General features: G+C 40.8%; 24 protein-coding genes. 15 read left to right on the top strand and 9 right to left on the bottom strand.

What is annotated here, in order from left to right; translation table 11 throughout:
- The first annotated feature begins 4 nt into the window (after positions 1 to 4).
- The 5 genes from ACTHOQ_RS04170 (at position 5) to ACTHOQ_RS04150 (ending at position 4,311) form a co-directional block, all read left to right on the top strand.
- Positions 5 to 1,177, top strand: coding sequence for a saccharopine dehydrogenase family protein (locus ACTHOQ_RS04170; RefSeq protein WP_440494409.1), 1,173 nt, complete (start codon positions 5 to 7; stop codon positions 1,175 to 1,177).
- Between the two features lie 10 nt (positions 1,178 to 1,187).
- Entirely contained in the window at positions 1,188 to 2,378 is a 1,191-nt protein-coding gene (locus ACTHOQ_RS04165) for an acyl-CoA dehydrogenase family protein (RefSeq protein WP_440494408.1), read from the top strand.
- A gap of 252 nt (positions 2,379 to 2,630) precedes the next feature.
- Positions 2,631 to 3,032, top strand: coding sequence for a GNAT family N-acetyltransferase (locus ACTHOQ_RS04160; protein WP_440494407.1), 402 nt, complete (start codon positions 2,631 to 2,633; stop codon positions 3,030 to 3,032).
- Between the two features lie 84 nt (positions 3,033 to 3,116).
- Positions 3,117 to 3,518 (top strand): NUDIX hydrolase, encoded by a 402-nt coding sequence (locus tag ACTHOQ_RS04155; protein WP_440494406.1) that lies wholly within the window; start codon positions 3,117 to 3,119, stop codon positions 3,516 to 3,518.
- A gap of 280 nt (positions 3,519 to 3,798) precedes the next feature.
- Positions 3,799 to 4,311, top strand: a complete 513-nt coding sequence (locus tag ACTHOQ_RS04150) for a hypothetical protein (RefSeq protein WP_440494405.1) — start codon at positions 3,799 to 3,801, stop codon at positions 4,309 to 4,311.
- A 296-nt stretch (positions 4,312 to 4,607) separates the two neighbouring features.
- On the opposite strand, the gene ACTHOQ_RS04145 is transcribed toward ACTHOQ_RS04150, so the two are convergent.
- From ACTHOQ_RS04145 to ACTHOQ_RS04135, 3 genes are read right to left on the bottom strand one after another with little or no spacing between them, the layout of a single operon-like run.
- Complete coding sequence (locus ACTHOQ_RS04145) at positions 4,608 to 5,213, bottom strand: ABC-2 transporter permease (RefSeq protein WP_440494404.1); 606 nt, start codon at positions 5,211 to 5,213, stop codon at positions 4,608 to 4,610.
- Positions 5,206 to 6,072 (bottom strand): ABC transporter ATP-binding protein, encoded by an 867-nt coding sequence (locus ACTHOQ_RS04140; RefSeq protein ID WP_440494403.1) that lies wholly within the window; start codon positions 6,070 to 6,072, stop codon positions 5,206 to 5,208. The genes ACTHOQ_RS04145 and ACTHOQ_RS04140 overlap by 8 nt, the downstream gene beginning before the upstream one ends.
- Positions 6,073 to 6,077: 5 nt before the next feature.
- Entirely contained in the window at positions 6,078 to 6,449 is a 372-nt protein-coding gene (locus ACTHOQ_RS04135) for a GntR family transcriptional regulator (RefSeq protein WP_440494402.1), read from the bottom strand.
- Between the two features lie 387 nt (positions 6,450 to 6,836).
- Between ACTHOQ_RS04135 and ACTHOQ_RS04130 the strand changes: the two genes are divergently transcribed.
- The 3 genes from ACTHOQ_RS04130 (at position 6,837) to ACTHOQ_RS04120 (ending at position 9,019) form a co-directional block, all read left to right on the top strand.
- The gene (locus ACTHOQ_RS04130; protein WP_440494401.1) at positions 6,837 to 7,187 is read left to right on the top strand and encodes a DUF5412 domain-containing protein; all 351 of its coding nucleotides are present in this window, start codon (positions 6,837 to 6,839) and stop codon (positions 7,185 to 7,187) included.
- A 238-nt stretch (positions 7,188 to 7,425) separates the two neighbouring features.
- On the top strand, positions 7,426 to 8,310 hold the full coding sequence (locus ACTHOQ_RS04125; protein ID WP_440494400.1) for a hypothetical protein: 885 nt from the start codon (positions 7,426 to 7,428) through the stop codon (positions 8,308 to 8,310).
- A 37-nt stretch (positions 8,311 to 8,347) separates the two neighbouring features.
- Positions 8,348 to 9,019, top strand: coding sequence for a kinase (locus ACTHOQ_RS04120; protein ID WP_440494399.1), 672 nt, complete (start codon positions 8,348 to 8,350; stop codon positions 9,017 to 9,019).
- A 96-nt stretch (positions 9,020 to 9,115) separates the two neighbouring features.
- On the opposite strand, the gene ACTHOQ_RS04115 is transcribed toward ACTHOQ_RS04120, so the two are convergent.
- Entirely contained in the window at positions 9,116 to 9,916 is an 801-nt protein-coding gene (locus tag ACTHOQ_RS04115) for a hypothetical protein (protein WP_440494398.1), read from the bottom strand.
- Positions 9,900 to 10,448, bottom strand: a complete 549-nt coding sequence (locus ACTHOQ_RS04110; RefSeq protein WP_440494397.1) for a sigma-70 family RNA polymerase sigma factor — start codon at positions 10,446 to 10,448, stop codon at positions 9,900 to 9,902. The genes ACTHOQ_RS04115 and ACTHOQ_RS04110 overlap by 17 nt, the downstream gene beginning before the upstream one ends.
- Positions 10,449 to 10,880: 432 nt before the next feature.
- Here ACTHOQ_RS04110 and ACTHOQ_RS04105 point away from each other — a divergent pair, with 432 nt between their 5' ends.
- The 3 genes from ACTHOQ_RS04105 to ACTHOQ_RS04095 all read left to right on the top strand — a co-directional run bounded on the left by ACTHOQ_RS04105 (position 10,881) and on the right by ACTHOQ_RS04095 (position 15,965).
- Positions 10,881 to 13,013, top strand: a complete 2,133-nt coding sequence (locus ACTHOQ_RS04105) for a beta-propeller domain-containing protein (protein ID WP_440494396.1) — start codon at positions 10,881 to 10,883, stop codon at positions 13,011 to 13,013.
- A 938-nt stretch (positions 13,014 to 13,951) separates the two neighbouring features.
- Entirely contained in the window at positions 13,952 to 14,650 is a 699-nt protein-coding gene (locus tag ACTHOQ_RS04100; RefSeq protein WP_440494395.1) for an ABC transporter ATP-binding protein, read from the top strand.
- Positions 14,640 to 15,965, top strand: a complete 1,326-nt coding sequence (locus ACTHOQ_RS04095) for an ABC transporter permease (protein ID WP_440494394.1) — start codon at positions 14,640 to 14,642, stop codon at positions 15,963 to 15,965. Before ACTHOQ_RS04100 ends, ACTHOQ_RS04095 begins: the two co-directional genes overlap by 11 nt.
- A 49-nt stretch (positions 15,966 to 16,014) precedes the next feature.
- Here ACTHOQ_RS04095 and ACTHOQ_RS04090 read toward each other — a convergent pair whose 3' ends face one another.
- Both ACTHOQ_RS04090 and pxpB read right to left on the bottom strand, forming a co-directional pair.
- Complete coding sequence (locus tag ACTHOQ_RS04090; RefSeq protein ID WP_440494393.1) at positions 16,015 to 16,944, bottom strand: 5-oxoprolinase subunit C family protein; 930 nt, start codon at positions 16,942 to 16,944, stop codon at positions 16,015 to 16,017.
- Positions 16,938 to 17,639 (bottom strand): 5-oxoprolinase subunit PxpB, encoded by a 702-nt coding sequence (gene pxpB, locus ACTHOQ_RS04085; RefSeq protein WP_440494392.1) that lies wholly within the window; start codon positions 17,637 to 17,639, stop codon positions 16,938 to 16,940. The genes ACTHOQ_RS04090 and pxpB overlap by 7 nt, the downstream gene beginning before the upstream one ends.
- Before the next feature lie 90 nt (positions 17,640 to 17,729).
- Here pxpB and ACTHOQ_RS04080 point away from each other — a divergent pair, with 90 nt between their 5' ends.
- Positions 17,730 to 18,497, top strand: a complete 768-nt coding sequence (locus ACTHOQ_RS04080; RefSeq protein ID WP_440494391.1) for a LamB/YcsF family protein — start codon at positions 17,730 to 17,732, stop codon at positions 18,495 to 18,497.
- A 57-nt stretch (positions 18,498 to 18,554) separates the two neighbouring features.
- Here the strand turns inward: ACTHOQ_RS04080 and ACTHOQ_RS04075 are convergent, their stop codons facing one another.
- Entirely contained in the window at positions 18,555 to 19,955 is a 1,401-nt protein-coding gene (locus ACTHOQ_RS04075) for a polysaccharide deacetylase family protein (RefSeq protein WP_440494390.1), read from the bottom strand.
- Positions 19,956 to 20,131: 176 nt separating this feature from the next.
- On the opposite strand from ACTHOQ_RS04075, the gene ACTHOQ_RS04070 reads away from it, so the two are divergent.
- Together ACTHOQ_RS04070 and ACTHOQ_RS04065 are read left to right on the top strand one after the other, a co-directional pair.
- Positions 20,132 to 20,878 carry a threonine/serine exporter family protein gene (locus tag ACTHOQ_RS04070; RefSeq protein ID WP_440494389.1) on the top strand — a complete coding sequence of 249 codons (747 nt, stop codon included), beginning with the start codon at positions 20,132 to 20,134 and terminating at the stop codon, positions 20,876 to 20,878.
- 18 nt (positions 20,879 to 20,896) lie between these two features.
- Entirely contained in the window at positions 20,897 to 21,382 is a 486-nt protein-coding gene (locus ACTHOQ_RS04065; protein WP_440494460.1) for a threonine/serine exporter family protein, read from the top strand.
- A gap of 36 nt (positions 21,383 to 21,418) precedes the next feature.
- Here the strand turns inward: ACTHOQ_RS04065 and ACTHOQ_RS04060 are convergent, their stop codons facing one another.
- Positions 21,419 to 23,422, bottom strand: coding sequence for a putative bifunctional diguanylate cyclase/phosphodiesterase (locus tag ACTHOQ_RS04060; RefSeq protein WP_440494388.1), 2,004 nt, complete (start codon positions 23,420 to 23,422; stop codon positions 21,419 to 21,421).
- A gap of 372 nt (positions 23,423 to 23,794) precedes the next feature.
- Here ACTHOQ_RS04060 and ACTHOQ_RS04055 point away from each other — a divergent pair, with 372 nt between their 5' ends.
- Positions 23,795 to 24,667 (top strand): GNAT family N-acetyltransferase, encoded by an 873-nt coding sequence (locus ACTHOQ_RS04055; protein WP_440494387.1) that lies wholly within the window; start codon positions 23,795 to 23,797, stop codon positions 24,665 to 24,667.
- Positions 24,668 to 24,669: the final 2 nt, after the last annotated feature.

Below are 24,669 nucleotides of genomic sequence, written 5' to 3'. Positions count from 1 at the left end.
GTACATGAAAGTAGTAGTGTTAGGTGCGGGTTTGATGGGAAAGGAAGTTGCACGCGATTTAGTCGGCAGTGAAGAAGTGGAAAAAGTATTTCTGGCGGATGTGTCAGTCGATAATGCAAAGGAATTTGTCGATACTTTAAATACAAATAAGGTAGAGGTCGTACAGCTTGATGCGGATTGTGATGAAGATTTGCGGGAAGTGATAGCGCGCGGCGATGTAGTCGTTAATGCACTGTTCTATACATTTAATGAGCGTGTAGCAAAAGCGGCGATTGATGCAGGGGTGCATGCGGTTGATTTAGGCGGTCATATTGGAGGGATTACAGAGTCGATTTTACAGCTGAATGATTTAGCCGCAGAAAAAGGCGTGACAATCATTCCAGATCTAGGGGTGGCGCCGGGGATGGTCAATATTTTGACGGGATATGGTGCTACAAAGCTTGATAAGGTAGAATCGATTAAATTATATGTAGGCGGCATCCCTACAGAGCCAAAGCCGCCACTGCATTATACACGCGTTTTCTCGCTGGATGGCGTATTTGACCATTACACGGAGCCATCTAAAATGATTCAAAAAGGCATTTTATCAGAGGTCGAGTCTTTAACAGGAATCGAGCCGATCTACTTTGATGAATTTGGTGTTCTGGAAGCGTTTTATACATCAGGCGGAATATCGACTTTATACAAAACATTCCCGGATGTGAAAACACTTGAATATAAAACTATTCGCTATAAAGGGCATGCAGAGCAATTTAAATTGCTTGCGGATTTAGGGTTCCTGGATAAAACCAATACAGTGGAAGCTGGCGGGCATGAAGTCAATGTGCGTGAAGTAACGAGGGAAGTTCTAAAGAAAAAATTGGATTTAGGCAAAAAAATCGATGCCGTGCTATTGCGTGCCATTATTTCCGGCGAAAAATCGGAAGAGCAAATTACGTATGAATATGAAATGGTCGTGCGCAAAAATCTAGAACAAAATGTCACGGCGATGGCACGCGCGACGGCTAGTACGATTTCAGTCGTTGCCCAAATGATAGGGAAGGGCATGATTACGGAGCGTGGAGTATTTGCCCCTGAGTCGGTAGTGCCGGGCCGTGAATTTATTAGAGAAATGACAAAGCGCGGTGTCGACATTAAGGAAACATCACACCGTTCATCGATGATTGTAAAATGGTAGGAGTGATTTTATGAACTTCGAATTTACGGAAGAACAGGCACTTTTACGTAAAACGGTTCGCCAATTTGTGGATGCGGAAATTATACCGCATATTGCTGAATGGGATGCTAATGGAGGATTTGACCCGGAAATTTGGCGCCGACTTGGCCAGCTCGGATTGATGGGTGTTTGTGTTCCGGAAAATTACGGCGGTGCAGGTATGGATTACAATTCACTTGCGATTGTATGTGAAGAGCTGGAGCGCGGTGATACGGCATTTCGTACCGCGGTTTCCGTCCATACAGGTTTGAACAGCATGACACTGATGCAATGGGGAACGGAAGCGCAGAAGGAAAAGTATTTAATACCGCAAGCAAAAGGCGAGAAAATAGGCGCATTCGGGTTAACAGAACCAGGTGCAGGATCGGACGTCGCGGCGATGAATTCATATGCGAAGCGTGATGGTGACTATTATATTTTAAACGGTCAGAAAACATGGATTTCCTTATGTGATATTGCGGACCATTTCATCGTTTTTGCCTATACGGACAAAAAGAAATCCCATCATGGCATTTCAGCTTTTATCGTTGAACGGCAGTGGGCAGGCTTTAGTTCAAAGGCGATTAAAGGGAAATATGGCATTCGCGCAGGGAATACGGGCGAGTTATTTTTTGAGGATGTAAAAATTCCGGCAGAAAACTTGCTCGGTGAAGAAGGGGAAGGTTTTAAAATTGCGATGTCCGCACTTGATAATGGGCGTTTTACAGTAGCAGCGGGTGCTGTCGGCTTATTGCAGGCTTGTATTGAGGCGAGCGTAAAATATTGTAAAGAGCGTGAGACTTTCGGAAAGCCAATCGGTGACCACCAGCTAGTCGGCCAAATGCTCGCAAAAATGGAAGCAGGGTATGAAATGAGCCGTCTTCTTGTATACCGTGCGGGAGAACTGAAAAATAAAGGAGTGCGCAATACACGCGAAACTTCGCTCGCAAAATGGCAAGCATGCGATTTTGCGAATAAAGCTGCGGATGATGCCGTACAAATCCACGGTGCCTATGGATATTCGGATGAGTATCCTGTTGCCCGCTATTTGCGGAACTCTAAAGCGCCTGTCATTTATGAAGGGACACGCGAAATTCATACAATGATGCAAGCGGATTATGTGCTCGGCAAGCGTGAGGACAAAAAATTGCGCTGCATGCTGCCGGGCTGGCCATTTGAATAGCAGTCTAAAGGGAAGGCGAGAGGGTTTTATACACCTTTTCGCTTTTTTTAATAGTCATATTACAGGGGGATTACTAACTAAATAGAATAATGATTGTTAATGCTAATGAGGCAGAATAATTGAATTACGGTTTAAAAAAATTCTTAAGGAGTGAACATTGTGGGTTATTCAATCAGACCATTCGAAGAGAGGGATATGCCGTTCTTGTGGGAAATGCTGTATTAGTCTATATATGTTCCTGATGAGCAATATGTGTCAAGTCGAGAAATTCTACTGAGGGAACCGAATATAGCAAAATACCTCGAAAATTGGGGTAGGAAAGATGAACATGCATTTATCGCATTGGATGGCGATAATAATCCGCTAGGGGCAGTTTGGATAAGATTATTCAATACTGAAGAAGCGGGCTATGGCTTTATAGACGATGAAACGCCTGAACTTGGAATGGCAATTATGTCCCAGCATAGGGGTCAAGGAATCGGGAGGCACCTGTTGTCAAAAATGATTGTTTATGCTCGTTCTATTGGTTACTCGGCTTTATCATTGAGCGTTGATCCTCACAACGAGACAGCATTGCTAATGTACGAAAAGGGCGAATTTGAAAAAGTGCATCAAGATAAAGGCGTTTCCTGGACAATGAAAAAGGATTTGTAGTATCAGTAAAAAAAGTGCAGTGTTTTTTAGTTTTTAACGCAGCTTGTTTCAATATAGATAATGATATCGCAGGTGGTGGATTCTATGAATAAATTTATTATTACATCAGGTGCGGTAATTCTTGATGAATATAAGAGAATTTTATTAAAAAAAGATCCTTGGAGGGGATGGGAATTACCAGGCGGGATAGTAGAAGAAAATGAAAATATAAAAAATGCTGTAATTAGAGAGGTCAAAGAGGAAACAGGACTAAACGTCGATATTATTGAATTTTGCGGAATCTCACAACAGTTGAAAGGGAATATATGCAATATGTGGTGGTTAGGTATACCTATAAATGGAAGTTTGAGAACAAGTGAAGAAAGCTTGGAAGTCGGTTTTTTTTGCATTGATGAGGCATTAAAACTGATAAAAAATGATTGCTTTAAAGAAGAGCTTTTAAAATGTTTAGATAAAGATAATCATCCTTTTTTCATTGCATGGTGAGAGACTCATTTTAGGTAACAGGTAATTATACCCCACGCTCATTTGCATATTTTGCCTCGGTATGAAGATGAGGCACTTGCATGGAAAGGGATAAGATTCATGTTTAAAGGTGAAGAAAATAAAAGAAAAAGGATTAAATAACTTTAATAAATGCAGTGCCAAACATATCAGAATCGGTTTGAGGGAGTGCTTTTTATATTTATTCCATAGATAGAATTGTATAATATGGAATGAAAGATTATATTCAGAATATTATTTGAAGTGTTGGAGTGTGATAGGGATGGTTAAGTGGAAGTATATTGCCGGCTTCTTAGGTGCGGTAATTTTATATGCGGCAATCTGGTTCGTTCACCCGGCAAATGATCAGGTGGATGCACTGGAAGATCAGCTTAGTACGCAATATACATACGCGAATTTTATTTTGAGAGATACGGTGGAAGAACTTCTGGAATGGGACTTCAGCCAACCTTTGACTGAGGAAAACATAGATGACTTCAGAAAAATTTTTTATGAATTCCGAAATATAAAAGATCTGTTTTTCAGCGGATATACAGTGCATCATGAGTGGGAAGATCGATTATTTGATGCGGATATGTATTTAATGAATTATGAGCAGAGCCTATCGCTATCAGAAGAAGATGCTGCTGATTTGGAGCAGATTTTGCAGGCAACGCGCTTTATTTCGAGGGATTTCTATGATTACACGGGGCATGGCGACTTTTATGACGCGATGCAATCCGGGAAGCATGAAATGGTCGAAAGAGTGAAAAGCCGACTAGAGATGGAATATTAAAAGCGGGGGAAACATGTCTTTAAAAATAGCCGCAAAACACTCGTTGTAAAGTGTTTTGCGGTTATTTTCGGTGCTTTAAACTATGATTTGGCCACGGTATTTGTCGACGGAAAAAATGCTTGCTCTCTCTGCTATACCAGAGAGCGAATAGAAGACTAATGGAATGGTCCCTATATTTAATGCCAATGGTGCTAAAATGGTCCCTATGCTCATCACTGTTTTATTTCTAAAGCAATGCAATCTTAACATATACTCAGTAAAGTTGGCTTGATTTATTAATAATAAAGTGAACCTGCCTAGAACGCTTTTCGCTGGTAAATGCTATTGGTAACCCACCAGGAACTAACATATACTATGATGACGACAATTGTGGCTCCTGTATATAAAGCAGGGACGGATAAATTAATAATAAAATCCTTTATTACTGTCAATTGGTCAGCTAAAAATAACATAATAGCTGGTCCTATCGCTGCTGAAAGAAGAAAACCAATCATAACAGCCGGAAAAATATAACCTGGTTTAAATATATAAAATAATGGGAAGGTAAAGGAAGCAAATAATAAAAATAAACTACAACCAATTGCAATATGTGTCAGTGTAAAAGGTTTATTGAAAACAAATAATGTGAGACTTGTCACTCCGATTGCTGAAACCATATAAATAATAGCACCGAGATAGCGTGATGCGATAATTTCCGTACGTGTGTAAGGCAAGGAGTTTAATAATATGTTCGTCTCTGCCTTTTCATCGTAAGCATATGTGTTAAAGGGAATAATAAGACTCGCAACGAGGAAAATCAAAGCTGGATTCGCTTCCATTATAATAAAGAAAATGACAAAAGGAATAAAAAGTAATAGCTGTTTTTTCTGTAGTATGACATCGCGTCTAATAAGATTAAACATGCTGTATTCCTCCTTTCAAGTAATACATGATATCCTCCAGAGAGGCTTGGTCAATGGCAACGGTGTCTCCGAAGATTCTTTGTACTCCTTTAATATTATCCGTTAATGCTTCAAATCCTGTTGTTGCACGATGAACATGAATAAATGCCTTTTCAGTGTCTCGATCCAGAAGGTCCAATCCTCCTTTGACAAGCGCATAGTTTCCGGCTACGTCGTGAATGGACTGATTAAATACTAATTCCCCGCTCTGAATAAAAGCGATATAATCTGCGATACGGTCTAAATCCGTTGTAATATGCGTAGAGAAGAAGATGGTACGATTTCCATCAATCATTAATTCTTGTAATAGATCCAACAGTTCTCGTCTAAAGATGGGGTCTAAGCCTGCTGTTGGCTCATCCATAATAATAAGCTCCGCATGATGTGATAGTGCTATCGCCAATGATGCCTTCATTTGCATTCCTTTCGAGAAAGTTTTCATTGCTTTATTAAGCGGTAATTCGAATTTTTCAACATACTGATAAAATAGTGCATCATCCCATTGTTTGTAGGCTGGTGCTACGATGCGTTTTATATCTTTTAAGTTCAGACCTTCAAAAAACACATTGCCATCATACACAAACCCTATACGCTCCTTAATCGCCTTCTCATGTTTCATGTAGTCCAATCCGAAAAGCTTAATTTCCCCGACATCTGGTCTTAGGAGATTCATCATCATTTTTATCGTTGTTGACTTACCGGCACCATTTGCTCCAATGAACCCCGTTACAAAGCCTTGCTTTACTTGTAAATTAATATTCTTGACGGAAAAATCTTTAAATTTTTTCGTTACATTTGTAAATTCAACTACATTCTCCATTTATTTCACTCCTCATATAAAATCTTTAATAAGTCCTGCAGTTCATCAAGTGAAAGGCCTATTTCTCTGCTGTTCGTTATGACCGCACTCATTTGCTCCTCGATGACCTTCAGCTTCTTTTCTCTTATAACTTCTAAATTTTGCTCTGCAACAAAAGAACCTTTTCCGACAATGGAATAGATAAAGCCCGCCTTCTCCAATTCCTCATAGGCGCGTTTCGTTGTTATAACACTAATTTTCAGTTCCTTTGCAAGATTGCGCATGGAAGGTATTGCTGCACCCTCCTGTAGTTCACCTGCTAAAATAGACGATTTAATTTGACTCGTAATTTGTTCGTAAATCGGTTCCTTTGAACTGTTGGAAATTATTATTTGCATGCCAATCCCTCTTCTTTACTTTTTAAAAACATACTTGAACTAATGTCATGTAACTCTTTCTTTAATGAAACAGTATAGCCATAACATGATTTGTCATCGAAGACCAATTTACATATAATTAATCACCTCATATAATGTATATACACTATAATAACATTATATACATGGAGTGAAATATTGTGCAACCGTTTTTTTGAAATTCTAGGTGTACTAACTTAAATCAAATTAAGAATAATCCTTACAATAATTTACCTACATAGGAACTTTCGTCAAACTAATGAGTCTATTATAGAAAGGTCCAGTTAACATATTCATCCAATAATGCATTGGAAAAAGGGGGAGTGTTTTATAGCTGGGAAAATCATAGAAAAGCTGATTGGAAATAGAATGCTTAAGTTTGCTTTTATCATTGGCTTTTTATTTATATGTTTAACGGGATATGGCGTGTATTGGGCATTTTTCGATATGAAGCGGTTACCGGCAGGCGAGTATCTTACCGAAGAAATATCTCCTGATGGGACGTATACTTTGAGGGCATATGTATCGAGTACAGGCTTGAGCGCGGATGCCGTAAGAGGCGAATTGGTGTTTAATAAGCGCAATGGCAAAACGAAAAACATCTATTGGAACTATCGTGAATCAAGCGCGAATATCGAGTGGCTGGATAATTCCACAGTCATGATCAACGGGCATACTCTTGATGTTCTTAACGATAAATTCGATTTTCGCAATCAATGATTTAATTGACTAATATATTCTTTTAAAAACGACTAGGTAAATTGCTCCCTAATCATCTTTTCGGAGCGATTTTCCAAACGAGGGAAGCATGACTTATTGCTGGGAATTTACGTTAATATTTATGTGTAGATTAAGAAATGAAGTTAAAACAGCTTATTATTCGGGAAAGCAAGGATGTTTCAAAAGAAGCGAATGATATTTAGTGCAGCGAGATTAGCAGTTAAAGGGGAACTACATAATGAAAATAAAACCGACAAAAGAAATCCTGCTTTCATGGATGGAGAGCTATGTACCGGAAAAGGATTTATTTTTCCTTTCGAAAGAACAGCTTACTCATGGAATCGACTTAACAGGTGTGCTGATAATGCCGATCGATGAATTTTACAGCCATAGCACATATGGACAATTAAATTATGTAAACGGCTATGAATACTGGAATATAAAGAGTGCTCAATATGTAATCATTGCCAAAAAGGAATGGATTGAAAGCATGGCTGAAGGGGTAAAACAATTCATTTTAAATTCGCAAGTGCAATGTGGAAGAGGACTTGTGCTGCCCGCCGCGTTCATGCAGGAAATCGAGAAAATACCTTCAAGTTATACAGTGAATGGGCATATTGTCATTCAGCGTTCCATGTGGGAGAAGCTTGATGAATCGTCCAAAGAACAAATACTTGCAACGATGGTCTATGAATGGTGGGATAACGGGGAATGCGAGAAAACGCCAAAATTTTTGCCTAGTTTTCTGAAACCATTTGCCAATACTTTTGATTATCACCAAGGCGCCAATTGTTTAGCGGCGGTTTTATACGCTATTTCGGAAGGGGAACAAGAGTGGTTTATTTATGAATGGATACACCAGAAAACATTTCTTGAAAAGTTGAAACAGTATCACTACGAGGAATTCCTGGATGAAGAACTGCACCAAGGAGATATCGTGGTCTGGCAAGATGAAAATGGCATCATCCAACATGCTGCCTACTATATTGGAGAAGAATTATATTTTAATAAACATGGACAAACGATGTTTAATCCTTGGAAAATACTTGCGAAAGACCAGCTTTATAAAGAGTGGGTACATCTGGCACTTGTTAAGTATCGACAAAGTAATGCAGCAGCTTAGTGGAAGAAAACTGGATTCAATTTAGAAAGCGAGGGGGATGTTATTGTCTTTAGTCCGTCTTTCAGATATTTTGCTGACTCAATTAAAAAAGACCATCCAGCATGAACGTCCATTTATCGTAGGGATTGACGGGCTGGGCGGTGCTGGAAAAACTACTTTTGTAGAGAAACTCAGCAAAGTTTTGTCGGAAAAAGGATATGATGTTGCAACACTGCATATTGATGATTATATTGTTGAATCCGACAAACGATATAACACGGGATATGAAGAGTGGCATGAATACTATTTTCTTCAATGGGATATAAAATTATTGCAAACAGAATTGTTCCAGTCGTTATATGATGGCAGGAGATTAATGAATTTGCCGTTATACGATAAAACAGCCGACAATATCTCGGCACAGAAATTATGCATAGCGCCTCTTTCCATTGTACTGATAGAAGGCGTATTTATTCAAAGGCGGGAATGGAGAGAGTATTTTGATTTCGTTATATTTTTGGAATGTCCCCAAAAAGAGAGAGAAAATCGAGTGTTAAATCGGGATTTGTATATTGGAGATTATCAGCATAGGCTGAATAAATATGAAAGAAGATATTGGATAGCCGAAGAATACTACGTCAAAATGGAAAATCCTAAGGGGAAAGCAGATGTAATATATAACTCATTTGGCGCATGTTCAAGCCAGCTATCTGAAAAGAATCCCAGTTAGCTGGCCGTTCGTCTTGTGTATTGTTAAAATGTGCTATTTTCTTTATTTCAAGCTTACCATTCATCTTATATTTTAATTTACTTCAAAAAATATGCTCTAGTCATCAGGAATGATCTGTAATAAATTTTTTATTGCTGATTCGGGTTTCAGAGATTGTGTAAAATCCAGGATATCCGTTTTAGAGTAAGGGGCGGCATCAATATCATCATGAAGGTCATAAGTTTGAACAATGATTGTATATTTTTCATGATCCACTGCTATTTCCGAAACAGCTATGATGTATTGATTTTCGCCATGAGGTGTTTCAGAGGCCGGGATGAGTTTCCAGTTCCCGGCTTTTTCTATGATGTCATGGTTGTTTTCAAGATTAACTTCACCTTTAAAAATTTGTGTGAAGTAAGAATTTTGCGGACTTTGGAAACTTAAAGCTAATGTAATTTCCTCTGGTGAATAGGAATCTTTGTATCCACCGCTTTTCGACCAGTAATTAAAACTAGCTTTCTTAAGCTCGTACTTTTCCGGACTGTTAATTATTGATCGTTGTAAGTGGTTTGTGACTTCATTTGACAACATTTTCCAGCTGCTTTTATTAGCCTTTCCATTAACGATATTATGTAAAGAAGCCTTCATTTCCTCAGTTACTTTTACTTCCATTGCACGATAATCGGCTTGGGAGCTGCCATTAAAGTTTAAAGTTTTAAATAGCGGCAGGCATAGAATGGTGAACAATACAAAAGCAGAAGCCAAAACTGTGTAGTAAACTCCATGGAACTTTTTTGCCGGGCTTTTCTTTGCTGCTTTTCTGCGAATTTGCTGACCTTCTTCATGAGAAAAGTGCACATGTTTATTCAAATATCCCCGTATCTCTTCTTTCACATGTTTATCGAATTTGTCCATTACTATTTCTCCTTTCCAATTTGCTTTGAAGAATTTTCTTTCCGCGAAGTAGTCTTGATTTAATCGTATTAATATTAATACTGAGAATTTCGCTTATTTCGGCCATGGTCAATTCCTCATAATAATAAAGGATGAGTACCTCTTTATATTTGGTTGGCAGCTTGGCTATTTGTTCAATCATACTTCTTGAAGCCTGTGCATTAATAACTTGTTCTTCCGCAGATGGAACTGTGAGTACGGATGAAATAATCGGCTTATAAATCAGCTTCTTTATACTCCAACGTTTTTTATAATCCTTGCATTTATTGATAGTAATACGAATTAACCAAGTCTTATAGCTGCATTCATGCCGGAAGCTAGATAACTTTTGATAACAGGTTATAAAAACTTCCTGAATAATATCCTCACATTCGGACAAATCATTCACATATAAGAAAGCAATTCTTTTAAAATCGGCTGCATAGTCGTCCATCAGTTGATTCAGTATTACATCTGATGAAACTTCTGAATAATCTGCTTCAACATCTATCACTCATAGCGCCTCCTTTCATAGATTAGACGAGCCTCGAATTGAAAGTGACTCATAATAGTTTTATATATTCACTTATTGGTTAAAACTGTAAAACGTTGAAACCTTATTTCCATTTTTTTATTGAATGAACCTACACATATAGCCCAATCAGAAAAAGAATTGCCTATAGCAACACTATGAACTTTAACTGAAGCAACTGATCGTCTTGAAACAACTCTTCAGACTCCTCACTATTTCATGAATTTTGTATTCCTGCTTCCATTATATTGAAGGTTTAATTGAAGAGCTAACAGACTAGATGCCTATCGTTGTATCGTTTTGTTTTTTGTGTAATGGAAATGACTTCTTTTCATTAAAAATTTTAATATTCTGTAACCTTTTTTCTTTTGCTGAGTCTAATTGAATACAAACAATGGAAATGGAGGGGTTAATATGAAAATAGGCAAACTTTTTGGCATGGGGCTTATCACTTCAATTACTGCTGTTTTAGCGCTCGGTTATGTTATGTTCACTAAAAATATAGAAGCGCAGGCAACGGGTATTTTATATGAAGGGGGCACGTATTCCATTACGCTGAAGCAGCCAATCACGGAAAAGAGTTTAACGGATGGTTCAATTGTTGTAACAGATGAAAAAGGAAAAAATATGAAGGCGGAATTTTCGATTGACAGCAGCGGGAAAACTTTATCAGTTGACGGGTTGAAGGCAGGGAAATACGCCCTTCAAATCAAACAAGCAGCATACGCGAAGAAATCAAAATCGCAGCAGGATCAGTCTGTGGCGATTGAAGTCGTCAGGAAAGTGGGGGAAATTGCTTCAACGGAAGATTTGAAAGATTATTTTCGGGTATTTTTAGCTTCGGAAAATGCATTGTCGAATCGATTTAACGATATGCCGACAGAGGAATCCGCTATGTCAATGGATACGAGCGAATCTAAAAGCGAAGCGGGGAGCCATTCCACTACAAACAATCAAGTGGAGGGCATTGAAGAAGGAGACATTACGATTACAGACGGTCGCTATATTTATACGATTGTTGATAATAAAGTAGTCTTTGTCGATGCACAAACTTTACAAGTAGTGAAGCGTTTGACAATCGGCAAAGAAATTTACCCATCGCATTTAATGCTCCATGAAAATACATTAATCGTAGGGTACACGGAATATATTCAAACACAAAAAGAGCCGCATTACGACGGGAAAACCGTAACGAAAATTGCTTTTTATGATGTGAAGGATGCGAAAAACCCGACTTTGGTGCGCGAGGTAGGGCATGATGGAGATATTACGAATATTCGCAAGTCAGGCAGCTATTTATACGTTGTGTCGAGCCGTATGCCGAACTATTGGCTGCTTCGGGAAACAGCTGATGTCGAATTGCGTCCGTCCACGTATGACGGGAAAAAAGAAACGATTATGCCGGTCGAAAAAATCCGTATTTTACCTGAAAGCAATGAGCCGAACTATTTGATCGTATCTGCAATTGATGTAAGCAATGCAAAGTCCAATGAATGGAAAACAGAGAGCTTTTTAGGGAACAGCGGGCAAATGTATATGTCCGAAAAAGCGATTTACATTGCATCGATGAATCGTTACGGTTTCTGGCCGGCTGTTGATATCGTGTCTCCTGATGAAACGACATCGAACATAATGCCGGCACGCGAAAATAATGAAACGACGATCTACAAAATTTCGATTGATAAGACAGCGGTTAAAATGACGGCGCAAGGAAAAGTGACAGGCGCTGTATTGAATCAGTTTTCAATGGATGAGCATGACGGCCATTTCCGTATTGCAACGACAGAAGGCAATGCATGGGGAACGGAGGCGAATTCCAAAAACCACTTGTTCATTTTGGATGCGAATTTAAAGCAAGTAGGCGCGGTGAATGATTTAGCAAAAGGCGAGCGCATTTACTCGGCCCGTTTTATCGGGGACAAAGCGTATTTAGTAACATTTAGGGAAACAGATCCTCTATTTGTCATCGATACGCAAAACCCGAAAGCTCCAAAAGTGCTGGGGGAACTGAAAATCCCGGGATTCAGCAATTATTTGCATCCGATTGGCGAAAATCATCTTCTTGGGATCGGCTATGATACGGAAGTTCGCATGGAGAAAGGTGCCAAAGAGCCTGTTGTGCTGACACAGGGCATGAAGCTGAGCTTGTTTGATGTGACGGATTTCAACAATCCGAAAGAAAAGCAAGCAGTTGTTATCGGTGGACGCGGAACATACTCTTCTGTTCAATATGACCATAAAGCTTTATTCAGAGACCCGCGCCAAAATTATTACGGCTTCCCTGTAACGATTTACTCGCCGACAGATGAGGAGGACCGTCTGAAATATGAGGGAACGGGTGCCCAAATTTATAAAGTGACGACTTCTGGCATTGAACTTGTGGCAGACCTTATGGAAAAGGCGCGTCCTGGTGAACAATATGAGGATTCGTACAATGTAGTGCAGCGCCTTTTATATGTAGAGGATCAATTGTTTACAGTGTCTCGTTCGAAGGTGACAAGTTTCAATGGGAAAACGTTTGAAAAGCAGCAAATGACAGGTTTTTAATAGTTGATGCTAAACCGCAAGCACTGAGGGAGCTGTGCTTGCGGTTTTTCGTGCTTTTTAAGGAAACTATAGATTTTGGCAATGTAGATAACTTTATAAAAAAGTGTTGTCCCCGTCCAGGCAAACCGCGCCAACTTTTCGCACCATTAGACCCCACCGTGCAAAAGAAAGGCACGGAAAATCCACGGTTATTTAAAATCCACTATCATTTTTAATAAGGGCTTCTCTTTTGGATTGGAGTCGGCGAAATTTACACTCCCTGATAGAAATTCCGGCTCTTAATTAAATTAATAAGAAAAATAACCGGAGATTTTCCGGTTATTTGCGCAATGTGGCTCTTTTTGGAGTAAATAAGAGGAATTTTTCCGGTTATCCAAAGAAAAATACTCCATTTTCATGTTTTTTAGGTCAATAGGCGGAATTTCTCCGTCTATTGAGACCATTTTTTATTGTATTTTTTAAATAAGGGGAATTTTTCCGTCTATTTCTTAAAGAGGCATTTAAACGGACCGCCCCCCGTTAATAGCGAATCCCTCTTCATCCCAGTTGCGGGAATCCGTCTCTTTTTTGCCATGGAGCCGCTTCACTGAAAATATGCTTAGATTGCCTCGGGGATTTTCAGCTGGCGAATAAAATAGACAGACATATTAACTGAAGAAACGAGACTGGTAGTTGTACCCGTAAAAATTGTTAATTGAAATGAAAGCCAAAATTAAAAAGACAGATCTTCAGCGCCCGCTGCAAAAGTGGTGGAACGTTTACTTTTGCGTCGGGTCCTCGAATGTCTGTCGGAGTTGAACGGGCGCTTTAGCACTTTTGTTCTTGAATTAAAAATTATGCTTTTATTTTAGATTTCTTAAGAAATTCTTCACTTTTAGCCTTTCTAAATATTAAGATTTGCCCTTTACACTGAATACAAGGGAAAAGGAGTGAGCGGTATGATTAAAGTGAATAACCTGCAGCATACATTTTTGATCGGCAAAAAAGGAAAGGAAAAACGGGTGCCGGTACTTCGAAATGTTACATTTGATGTAAAGCAAGGCGAAATTGTGGCCATCGTCGGAAAAAGCGGGTCGGGCAAATCCACGCTGCTGCAAACAATAGCTGGTTTCATGAAGCCGGAGCATGGCTCAATTTTAGTGAACGCCCAGGAGATTGCAGCATTTAATGAAGCCCAGAGCGCTAAGTTTCGCCTGGAAAACTTCGGCTTTATTTTTCAAAACTTTCAGTTGATGCCTAGCTTGACTGCATTTGAAAACATTGAATTGCCGCTGAAGCTTCAGGGAATGAATGTGATGGAGCGCAGAAAACGTGTGGAGATTATTATGAAAAAGGTTGGTTTAAACGAAGTGGCGGATCATTTCCCGAATGAATTGTCAGGTGGGCAGCAGCAGCGTGTAAGCATTGCGCGTGCACTTGTGACGAATGCGCCCATTTTATTGGCGGATGAACCGACAGGCAGCCTGGATTCGGAAACAGAACAGGATATTTTGATGCTTATCCAGCAACTAAACCGTGAACTGAATTTAACATTCATTATTATTACGCATGACGAGGAAGTGGCAATGATTGCCAATAAGCGTTTTCGCATGCATGACGGCGAGTTGGTGAAAGAAGGTGAACAGCATGTTGTTTAAGGATCAGGTGGATTTTGTGATGCAGCATATTAAGAAAAATAAGCTGCGTGTATTTATGACGGTACTTGCGGCAACGATGGGCTGTGCGTTTTTAATCGTGCTTGCATCGATTGGATTCGGGCTCCAGGCATCGATGGAAGAGGAAATCTTATCGAGCGAAAGCGTCACAAAAATTGAAGTACGCGGCGGCGATGCACAGTTTTCGGCAGAGGAAATAGCGGAGATTGAAGCGGTTGAAAATGTGCAGACAGTATTGAAAACGACAAGCATGGATGCCGCTGTACAAAGCTTTTTTGAGGACCGAGATACATTTACTGCGCTGCGTTTAACGGACTTTTCCGATTATGCGACAATAGCGGAACCGTTATCGGAAGGCACATACCCAAAAAGCGAAAACGAAATTGTTGTCGGCTATCATTTCGGCCAAACATTATTGAACGAGGCGGACCGCAAATTAATCGAGGAAAAATCAAAAGAGGCGGAAGCGGAAGGCACGTATTATGACGGAAAAGAGGAAGGCTATAAAGGTTCGCTGATCGGCAAGGAAATCGAGCTTGCTTTGAGCACGAATGAGCATCCGGATAAGCTTTCAGAACGCATGACTTATACGATTGTCGGCGTAATGCCAAAGCCTGCATATGAATGGGCGATTGAAAACAATATTTTTATGATGGACGAGCAACGTGAAGCTCTTGAAAATGTTTATAAGCAAGTAGTGGATAATAGTGAAACAGCTGATTTTCAGCTTTTCTATGAGCGCTTTGATATTTATGCGAAAAGCTTGGAGTATGTGAAGCCGATTCTGGAGGAACTGCGCGGGAAGGGCTATAGTGAATATTCGGTTACCGAACAGCTGGATGACTTGAATGTGTTCTTCCTAGTGTTGAAGGCAGGGCTCGTTTTCGTTGGGACAATCGCTGTGCTTATTGCATCAATCGGAATATTCAACACAATGACGATGGCGGTAACGGAGCGCACGCGTGAAATAGGTGTATTGAAGGCAATTGGGGCGAGTCCGAAATTGATCCAGCGACTGTTTTTAATGGAAAGCATATTTATCGGGGTCATCGGGACGGTCATCGCAATTGTGATTTCGTATTTAGTGAGCTTCGCATCCAATCTGTTATTGCCGATTGTATTGGAAGCCGCAACAGGTGAAGAAAATTTCGGCAACATCCAATTTTCGGCCATCCCTTGGCAGCTTGTTGTTATTGCAGCGACTATCAGCATTGGTGTAGCGATGATTTCAGGGCTGCGACCAGCGCGAAAAGCAACGAAAATCGAAGTGATGCAGGCACTAAGACAAGAATTATAAGAGGGAAAATTCACCCCGCAAAAGTAGGCTTTTCTACTTTTACGGGGTATTAATTTTTCAGAAGCGCTTCAAGTAAGCGTAATTCCTGTTCAATGTTCAAATAGGCTTCTTCCGCTTGTTCGATTGATATAAGTTCAAATTGGAGCGATTGTTTTGGAGTGAGCTGCGCTAAACGGTGCAAATCGGCTGTAATTACTTGTGCCGCTTTCGGATAGCCGCCTGTTGTTTGCCGATCCGCCATCAATACGATCGGCTGTCCGCTCGGCGGTAGCTGAATCGTGCCGAATGTGACTGCTTCGGAAAGTAATTGGAATTGGCTTTCTATGTAAATAGGCGTGTGTGCTTCCAGGTGAAAGCCCATACGATCCGCTTTGAGGGATATCGTATAGCTTTGTTCAAGAAAGTTTTTTTGCATATGCATGCTGAATTGCTGCCATTCGGTTCCTTGTAATATACGAATGGGTGCATTTTTATAAAAGTAATCTGTTTTCACTTTGAAGGCAGAATAGTTTGCTGCCGATTCTTCATAGGGAATTTCATCTTGTGCCTGAAGAGCCCGACCTTCCAACCCGCCAAATTGCGCCTTTGTATATGTGCTTCGACTGCCCAAAATCTGTTCGACCAAAAATCCGCCTGCAATGCATAAATAGCTTCTAGCGCCATTCAATATTGCCCCACAGTTCAATAAATCGCCCGCTTTAACGCGGATGACTTTATACATCGAAATAGGCTTATCATTAATTGTCGCCTGCATCATACCCCCTGTCAAAACGATCGCCGTTGCCTTTGCAAACTGAAACATCCCTCCAATTAATGTCATTTCGATTGCGGCTTTATTGGACTGCTTCAGTAATGCATTGCCGATCCGAAAAGCGATCTGATCCATTACACCGCTTGAAATGACGCCATATTGCTGATAGCCGGTACGTCCGGAATCCTGGATAGTGGCAAACAATCCAGGTTTTACTACTTTTAGCATAAAGCATTCTCCTTTACTTCAACAAATCGCACCGTATCGCCGGCCCGCAATAATGTCGGGGGATTTTGTCCGGGCAGGAACAATGGTGTCATCGTGCGTCCGATAATTTGCCATCCCCCTGGTGTCGCAAGCGGGTATATGCCTGTCTGCTCGCCGGCAATGCCGACCGAACCCGCCGCAATCGCAGGTCTTGGCGTTGTATGGCGGGGTGTTGCGATGCGCTGGTCCATTCCGCCTAAAAACGGGAACCCTGGTGCAAAGCCGAGCATGTGCACGAGATAGTTTTGTGATATATGAATTTCAATCACTTCATCCGGCGTCAATCCATGTACTTTGGCAACGTAGTTTAAGTCGGGGCCAAATTCACCGCCATATAAAACAGGAATATCGATTTTGCGGCCGACTTCCGGAAAAGATTCCCTTTGCTGATCGAGTAATTTCTCTATATATTCCTGCACCTTTTCGGCAATCGTTGTAGTGGAGGCAAATTGAAAAGATTTGCGGACGATGAATGGGTCATAGTAGACGCAAAAATTTGTATAGCTTGGCACAAGTTCGATAAAACCGGGGAAAGGTTGCTGCTCTAATATTTTCATTGATTGCTGAATATGGCGGTGTGTTTGTTCATTGATTGTCGTACTGAACTGAACGAATAGTGCATTGTCGCTAAGTTGTTTAAACTGAAGCATCGGCATGGATTTTCACCTCATCATTGGATTCGTGCTTTTTATATGGCATGATAATAGCATAACATTTGGAAGATTCAAAATGCGGAGGGCAAAATTATGATGACAGTCGATATAAATTGTGATTTAGGAGAAAGCTTTGGGCGGTATGAATTAGGGGAGCAGGAGGAAATATTGCGTTACGTCACTTCGGCAAATATCGCCTGCGGTTTTCACGCAGGTGATCCGTCCGTGATGCGAAAAACGGTGGAACTTGCAATAGCGAATAATGTGCAAATTGGCGCACATCCGGGGCTTCCCGACTTGAATGGCTTCGGTCGCCGGGAAATGAATATTACCGGGCAGGAAGCATACGATATTGTCGTCTACCAAATTGGCGCGCTCCAAGGATTTTTGACGACAAAAGGGGTGCAAATGCAGCATGTAAAGCCGCATGGCGCACTTTATAATATGGCGGCAGCTGATGATGTACTTGCAAAAGCGATCGCGAAAGCTGTATACGATATATCCCCTCAGCTTATTTTATACGGGTTGGCATCGAGCAGGTTAACAGCGGCCGGCGAGGAGCTGGGACTGAAGACAGTGCATGAAGTATTTGCGGATCGAACGTATGAGCAAAATGGCATATTAACACCCCGCAACAGAAGCAATGCGCTTATTACTGACGAGACGCAAGCGATTGCGCAAATCATCGAAATGGTGAAAGAGGGGACGGTCACTTCCGTTCAGCAAACGAAAGTCGCGCTTCAGGCACATAGTATTTGTTTGCACGGAGACGGAATGCATGCAGTGCGCTTTGCAAAGCTGGCACGAACGGAATTGGAGAAAGAAGGTGTCGCAGTAAAGGCATTTCGGACATTTGATTAAAAAAACGAAAAGGCGTCATTCCGAACAAAGGAATAATCCGCCTTTTCGCATATTTTCCTAATGATAGCCCAAAATGTCGGTAATCGTTAAAAACTCATAGCCTTCATCCTGTAAGTAGGCAAGCACCGGCTCTAGTCCATCTGCGGTTGATTGATGAATATCATGCATCAGCACAATCGCATTGTTGTGCAATCCTTCTTTTAACTTTGGCAGAAGCTTTTCCGGATCACGGTGTTTCCAGTCGAGCGTATCGATTGTCCAGTTGACCGTTTTACAAGGAATAAGCTTGCGGACAGAATCATTGATTGCTCCATATGGCGGGCGGAATACGGTTGAGTTTTCGCCGATCGCATTGACGATGGCTTGCTCTGTTGATTCGTACTCTTTTTGAATGGCTGCGGCTGACATTTTCGTTAAAACCGGATGTGTCCACGTATGGTTGCCGATTTCATGCCCTGCCTCACGCACTTCACGCGCCAGTCCAGGATAATATTGCACTCGGCTTCCAAGCATGAAGAAGGTTGCCTTAGCATTATACTTTTTCAGGAGCGCTAAAATTTGTTTCGTCACTTCTGGGTGTGGGCCGTCGTCAAATGTGAGCGCAATCCGTTTTTTGGAAGGATCATTATCATTTTTAGGAAGAATCGTTTCCCCTGCCTGCATCGCAATTTGGAAGTCTGATGCCAAAAGCGGATTAATAAAGGATAAAGACATTTCCACTGTCGGCAATCCTGCTTCCGGCTCTGTCACTTCCCCTTCATTGAAGTAAATGATGAGCGAATCTTCTTTCAAAGCAAAACGCTTGAATAAACGCCATTTTGGCTGAGTGGCGTATGCGAGCTCCTCTTTTAAAATATAATCTTTATATGCACCTTTTTTTAGCAATTCAGATTGCACATGTGTCGCGAAAGTTTCCAAGCTTTTTAAATCTTCATTGAGCAGTGTGCGAATATCGAATAACTCGCCGGTCTCATTGTCGATTAAAAATGTTTCAATCGTCGTTTGTTGCTCCTCTGCATTTAAAATCGTTTTATTCGTTAAGACGAATGAGTAATAATGGTCATGCTCAAATGTTTCAAGGCTTATATTCAATTCGCCCGTCAGTTCTTTCAAGTTTTGCTGAAGGCGCATCATGCTTATGTAATAGTCTTTCGATTCCTCAATATATGTTGTTACAGCTTCATTGAAATTTTCGTATTCCGTAAGCGGGTATTGGATTGCATACGGCATTTTTTCGTCATTCGAAATGTCCGTTACAATTTTTACCCCAGGGAAAATTGATTGTTCTTCACTAATAGTGGAAAAATTATCCTCTGCTGCTGTTTCCTCTTTTGGAGGGAAAATAGGGTTATCACTTAATACTGTTAAATAGACAATAATGGCTCCTAAAAAACCGATAGAGCTTATGAGGAGCAAGTCAATCCAAGGACCACGCCGTTTTCTGTATGGATTTGTCATGATGTATTCGGTTCCTTTCTTGAAATATAGTGATATAGGCAATGCTGCGAATAATCAGCGAATAAATTTTTTTAAGCAAATACATTGTTATGTTAGCATAAATTGTCCGAAAAAAGACTGTTATTTTAATGTTGCTTCAAGTAATATGAGCTAAGAAGTGGAAGGAGGTCCATCAAATGAATGCTGGACGTACTGAAATGGCGATTGAATGCTGTTTGCTTGCAGGTCGCATCATGATAGAAAGTGGTGCGGAAACGTATCGGGTGGAAGATACGATGCTGCGAATGGCCCGTTCTCAAAACATGATGGATGCACAAAGCTATGTTACGCCAACAGGGATCATTTTTTCTCTTGGTAAAACACAGCCTACACGAATTACATCGATTTCGACACGAATTACCGATCTACACCGAATTGTCCTCGTCAATAATGTTTCCCGTAAGCTTACATCTCAAATGATAACACTAGAGCAGGCATATGACGAGTTAAAGAAGATAGAAAAAACGAATTATTTTCTGCCGATTTTAATCCAGGTTTTGGCTGCGAGTTTGGCGAGCAGTTCGTTCCTGCTGCTGTTTAAGGGGATGGTTACGGATATTCCGGCAGCGTTTATTGCGGGCGGGTTAGGTTTATATATCGTGACAATAATCCATAATATGACACGCGTGAAATTTTTCTCGGAATTTCTTGCGGCAGTGACGGTTGGTATTGTGGCATCGGTCGCAATCCATTTTGGTTTAGGGACAGAAATAGACAAAATCATAATCGGCTCTGTCATGCCGCTCGTTCCGGGTTTGCTCATTACGAACGCAGTGCGTGATTTGATGGCCGGACATTTTACGGCCGGAATGGCAAAGGGAGCCGAAGCATTTTTGACAGCATTCGCGATTGGTTCGGGCATTGCGCTCGTGCTTTCCTTTTAAAGGAGGTAAGACGGATTGATGGATAGTATTTATATTCAAATGATTATCAGTTTCATCGCAACAGCATGCTTTGGCGTCATTTTTAATGCGCCGACAAAAACGATTCCTGCATGTGGGTTAGTCGGTGCGGTAGGCTGGGCAATTTATTATGCATTGGTCGATTCGGGGCTGGATGATGTGCGTGCATCTTTTCTCGGGGCGTTTGTCGTTTCATTAGTAGCATATTTTTTTGCGCGAAAATTTAGAATGCCGATGATTATTTTCAGTGTTTCGGGGATTATTCCGCTTGTGCCAGGTGGGATTGCATACAACACGATGCGCAATGTGATGGAGCTCGACTATATTATGGGCCTGCAAAACGGGATGCGCGCATTTATGATTTCAGGGGCGATCGCAATGGGACTCGTTTTTGCGGAAGTGATGATGCAAATTATATTGCGATTGATGAGTCAGGGCAAGACATCGATTCAATCGTTCATGAAAGCGAAAAAAAGAAGCTCGTAATGCACTGTTCTTTCAGATGCATTACGAGCTTTTCGCTTAAACAAACAACGAAGAAATTTCGCTTGTTGGGCTTGGCTTGCTAATGAAGTAACCTTGTATTACATCACAGCCGATGTTTGTCAAAAACTGTTTTTGTTCTTCTGTTTCGACACCTTCAGCAACTACTGTCAAATTCATTGATTTGCCAAGCTGCACCATGCCATTGACGAGCTGCTGGGATTTTTCCGATTTCAGCGCACGGATAAATGTTTGGTCGATCTTTAAAATGGAAATCGGCAAAAGCTGCATATAACGGAACGAGCCGTAGCCTGTACCGAAGTCATCGAGCGCAAAGACGATTCCTTCATTTTCGAGTGTCCGCATTTGCCTGATGATTCTTGTTTCCGCTTCAGCTTCCAATGCGAACTTTTCCGTAATTTCGATTTGTATCAAATGTGCAGGGCATCCTGTACGTTCAAGCGTTTCCAAAATGGACTTTGCCATGTTTTTATCACGGAATTCGCGAACAGAGGAGTTAATACTCACTTTAATTGGATGTCCGGCATTCTTCCAAAGGACCGCTTGCTCGCATGCCTTTTCCAGCATGAACGAACCGATATTATTAATGAGGCCTGTTTCCTCGGCGATAGGAATCAGCTCGTCAGGCGAAACGACGCCTATTTCTTCATCGTCCCAGCGAACCAATGCTTCAACAGCAGTGATTTTCCCTGATTTCACGTCGAGCTGCGGCTGATAGAATACATGCAAGTTTTTTTGGTCCAATGCAAGCAAGAGCCGCTTTTCAACAATCGATTTTCGATTTAATGCATCATGGGAGGATTTTGACAATGATACGATACTATCCCCGCCCGCACTGCGAACAGAGGAAATCGTGGCCAATGATGCTTTCATCAACTGCGAAAATGTCAGCTGGTCTTCCGGATAGCGCGTAATCCCGCCGCTTATTGACAGCGGTACAGCAACATTGCCGTTGTAGACCGGATTTTGCTGCAAATAATTCAGGAAGCCTTGCGTAAACCATTCAGGCAATGGCGTAATTACAACAAATTCATTTTCGTTAATACGGGCCATCATGCTGTCCTGAAAATACATTTTCATACGTTTCGTGAATTCCACAATAAGCGAATTTCCGGATCCGCCATCATGTAAATCCTTGATCGTGTAAAACTTGTCAATGCTTAAGTAAACAAATGAAAAATGACGCTCTTCCTGTATCATATCCCCGATGATCTGCGCTAGGCGGTGCACATTGATCATGCCTGTTTCTGTATCGATATACGCGATTTTTTCCAGCTGGAACTGGATCGCCTTATCTTTTGTAATATTTCTTTCTATAAGCAAATATTGATTCATGTCGGGTGTTTGCCCAATCATTGGAATTGCCGTCAAATGCACCCAATATGCTTGCTCATCCTTTGTCAACTTTTCCACATCGCCTTGCCAAATTTGCCCGTTTTGCAATGTTTTCCAAATTTCGAGGGCGATTTTATCGGATTCTTCGTTTTTAGGAAACAGCTGCCAAAATGTTTTTCCTATGACGCGTTTTGGTGTCCAATGGCTTGTCTTTAAAAATTGCTGATTTGTTTGGATGATAAAGCCATCTTGATCAAGTGTGACCGTCATGAAAGATTGGTGAATGCCGTTTTTCAAATCGACTAAATTTTGCTGTTCGTCATCCAATAAACGAATTTCCTCATTTGGCACACAAAGGACGTATATAGCTGCTTCGTTTTCGAAAACTATAGGCTTTGTATAAAGCGTGCAAATTTTGGAAGACTTATCCTTCATTGCGATCGGCATATTGTGCATACATAGAGCAGCCGTGCTCGTTAAGATCGATTCGACCGCATCGTCGCCCATTTCCGAAAAGAGTGTGTCATGGATCGGTCTATTTTCCAGTTCTTTTATCTCTATTGTCGAACAGTCAAAATGATGGAGATTTCCTTTGACGATTGTACCTTTAGGCAAAAGTATAAAAGAAGGGAAAGGAGCAACTAGCAATGAATCAATAGTAGTAGAATGGATTTGCTCGTTTGTCATAAGTTGAGTCTCCTTAATTAATAAATTAATACTACAATTATAAATACATAACATCCATTAGTCATTAAATAAAAGTTTTTATATACCAAAAATAAGTTTTTTCTAGGATTATTATACCTGATTTTTAGGAGGTAGGGGGCTAAATTTATTTGCAGTTTTACTTTTTATTAGATACATAAGGTCTATTGTCTTTTTAATAGTTCTTTTGGGAAGGGAAACGTTCAAGAGGGGGAGGTTAATTGAAGGCTATTTTTATTATAGGGAATAGTAGCTATATTCAGTTTTTGCTGGGATTTTAGTTCTAGTATTGCGTAACAACGGCAGCTTTACTAAAATAAAAGCATTAAAGTAGATAGAATTGGAGCAGAAAGAATGAATTTATCGGCAATAACCGTGTCGTTTCCTTTAGATCAAGAAACATATGAAGAAATACAGGAATTATGTAAGGCAGCTGCTGAGTGCGACGGCATACTGCTGAACCAAGTAATGAATTTACCACTTGCGAGAAGCTATGATACACGCGGATTTTATGCGCTCGTCTATGATGATGAGAAAAATAAACTGGTCGGTGCGGGAACAGCAGTTGATTTAATCGGCTTAAATACGTATGAATGGTCGATGTTAGTGGCGCCGATGTATCGCCAGCTAGGTATCGGAACGGCAATTTTGGCTGTTTTGAAAGAAGGAATGGCAATACGCGAAAGTGAAGGCGAGCTGGCATTGGTGATGGAAGGCTCCAACTACGGAAAAGAGTTTTTGCAAAAAAACGGCTATTTATACAGTTTTTCCGAAGCGACTTTGGAAGCCCATGCGGAAGTTTTACAGCAAAAAAGCGCTGTCACGCTGCGCCCATTTATGCAAAAGGATACGGAAGCGCTTGTTTCCATTTTCAGTGATGCTTTTGGGGATATGCGCGAGGAATCGTTGGAGCTTATCGAATTCAATACGACGACGGAAGGATTATTAATGTGGACCGCGGAAATGGATGGGGAAGTTGTCGGAACAGTGACGACCCGCAAAGAAGGGGAAGTACAATGGATAACGGCTTTTGCGGTTGCGTCAAATAAGCAAAGACAAGGGATCGGCACGCAAATTTTGAATTACGTGAAAGACTACGCTATACGTACAGGCGAGAAGACGGTGCTATTGGATGTGGAAATTGAAAATATAGGTGCGCTTCGTGTATATGAAAAAGCAGGTTTCATGAAGTCATCACAGCTTGATTATTATATTTGTATCCATTAAAA

It is taken from the genome of Solibacillus silvestris (assembly GCF_051967575.1).
Taxonomy (GTDB): Bacteria; Bacillota; Bacilli; order Bacillales_A; family Planococcaceae; genus Solibacillus; species Solibacillus silvestris_B.
The sequence above is the reverse complement of the archived record's forward strand: the minus strand, read 5'-3'. Positions and strand labels throughout refer to the sequence as shown.

Bases quoted from the DNA above. Each gene is read 5' to 3' on its own strand.
- ACTHOQ_RS04170 (WP_440494409.1), top strand. From the start codon at position 5: ATGAAAGTAGTAGTGTTAGGTGCGGGTTTGATGGGAAAGGAAGTTGCA.
- ACTHOQ_RS04165 (WP_440494408.1), top strand. From the start codon at position 1,188: ATGAACTTCGAATTTACGGAAGAACAGGCACTTTTACGTAAAACGGTT.
- ACTHOQ_RS04155 (WP_440494406.1), top strand. From the start codon at position 3,117: ATGAATAAATTTATTATTACATCAGGTGCGGTAATTCTTGATGAATAT.
- ACTHOQ_RS04150 (WP_440494405.1), top strand. From the start codon at position 3,799: ATGGTTAAGTGGAAGTATATTGCCGGCTTCTTAGGTGCGGTAATTTTA.
- ACTHOQ_RS04145 (WP_440494404.1), bottom strand. From the start codon at position 5,213: ATGTTTAATCTTATTAGACGCGATGTCATACTACAGAAAAAACAGCTA.
- ACTHOQ_RS04140 (WP_440494403.1), bottom strand. From the start codon at position 6,072: ATGGAGAATGTAGTTGAATTTACAAATGTAACGAAAAAATTTAAAGAT.
- ACTHOQ_RS04135 (WP_440494402.1), bottom strand. From the start codon at position 6,449: ATGCAAATAATAATTTCCAACAGTTCAAAGGAACCGATTTACGAACAA.
- ACTHOQ_RS04130 (WP_440494401.1), top strand. From the start codon at position 6,837: ATGCTTAAGTTTGCTTTTATCATTGGCTTTTTATTTATATGTTTAACG.
- ACTHOQ_RS04125 (WP_440494400.1), top strand. From the start codon at position 7,426: ATGAAAATAAAACCGACAAAAGAAATCCTGCTTTCATGGATGGAGAGC.
- ACTHOQ_RS04120 (WP_440494399.1), top strand. From the start codon at position 8,348: ATGTTATTGTCTTTAGTCCGTCTTTCAGATATTTTGCTGACTCAATTA.
- ACTHOQ_RS04115 (WP_440494398.1), bottom strand. From the start codon at position 9,916: ATGGACAAATTCGATAAACATGTGAAAGAAGAGATACGGGGATATTTG.
- ACTHOQ_RS04105 (WP_440494396.1), top strand. From the start codon at position 10,881: ATGAAAATAGGCAAACTTTTTGGCATGGGGCTTATCACTTCAATTACT.
- ACTHOQ_RS04100 (WP_440494395.1), top strand. From the start codon at position 13,952: ATGATTAAAGTGAATAACCTGCAGCATACATTTTTGATCGGCAAAAAA.
- ACTHOQ_RS04095 (WP_440494394.1), top strand. From the start codon at position 14,640: ATGTTGTTTAAGGATCAGGTGGATTTTGTGATGCAGCATATTAAGAAA.
- ACTHOQ_RS04090 (WP_440494393.1), bottom strand. From the start codon at position 16,944: ATGCTAAAAGTAGTAAAACCTGGATTGTTTGCCACTATCCAGGATTCC.
- pxpB (WP_440494392.1), bottom strand. From the start codon at position 17,639: ATGCCGATGCTTCAGTTTAAACAACTTAGCGACAATGCACTATTCGTT.
- ACTHOQ_RS04080 (WP_440494391.1), top strand. From the start codon at position 17,730: ATGATGACAGTCGATATAAATTGTGATTTAGGAGAAAGCTTTGGGCGG.
- ACTHOQ_RS04075 (WP_440494390.1), bottom strand. From the start codon at position 19,955: ATGACAAATCCATACAGAAAACGGCGTGGTCCTTGGATTGACTTGCTC.
- ACTHOQ_RS04070 (WP_440494389.1), top strand. From the start codon at position 20,132: ATGAATGCTGGACGTACTGAAATGGCGATTGAATGCTGTTTGCTTGCA.
- ACTHOQ_RS04065 (WP_440494460.1), top strand. From the start codon at position 20,897: ATGGATAGTATTTATATTCAAATGATTATCAGTTTCATCGCAACAGCA.
- ACTHOQ_RS04060 (WP_440494388.1), bottom strand. From the start codon at position 23,422: ATGACAAACGAGCAAATCCATTCTACTACTATTGATTCATTGCTAGTT.
- ACTHOQ_RS04055 (WP_440494387.1), top strand. From the start codon at position 23,795: ATGAATTTATCGGCAATAACCGTGTCGTTTCCTTTAGATCAAGAAACA.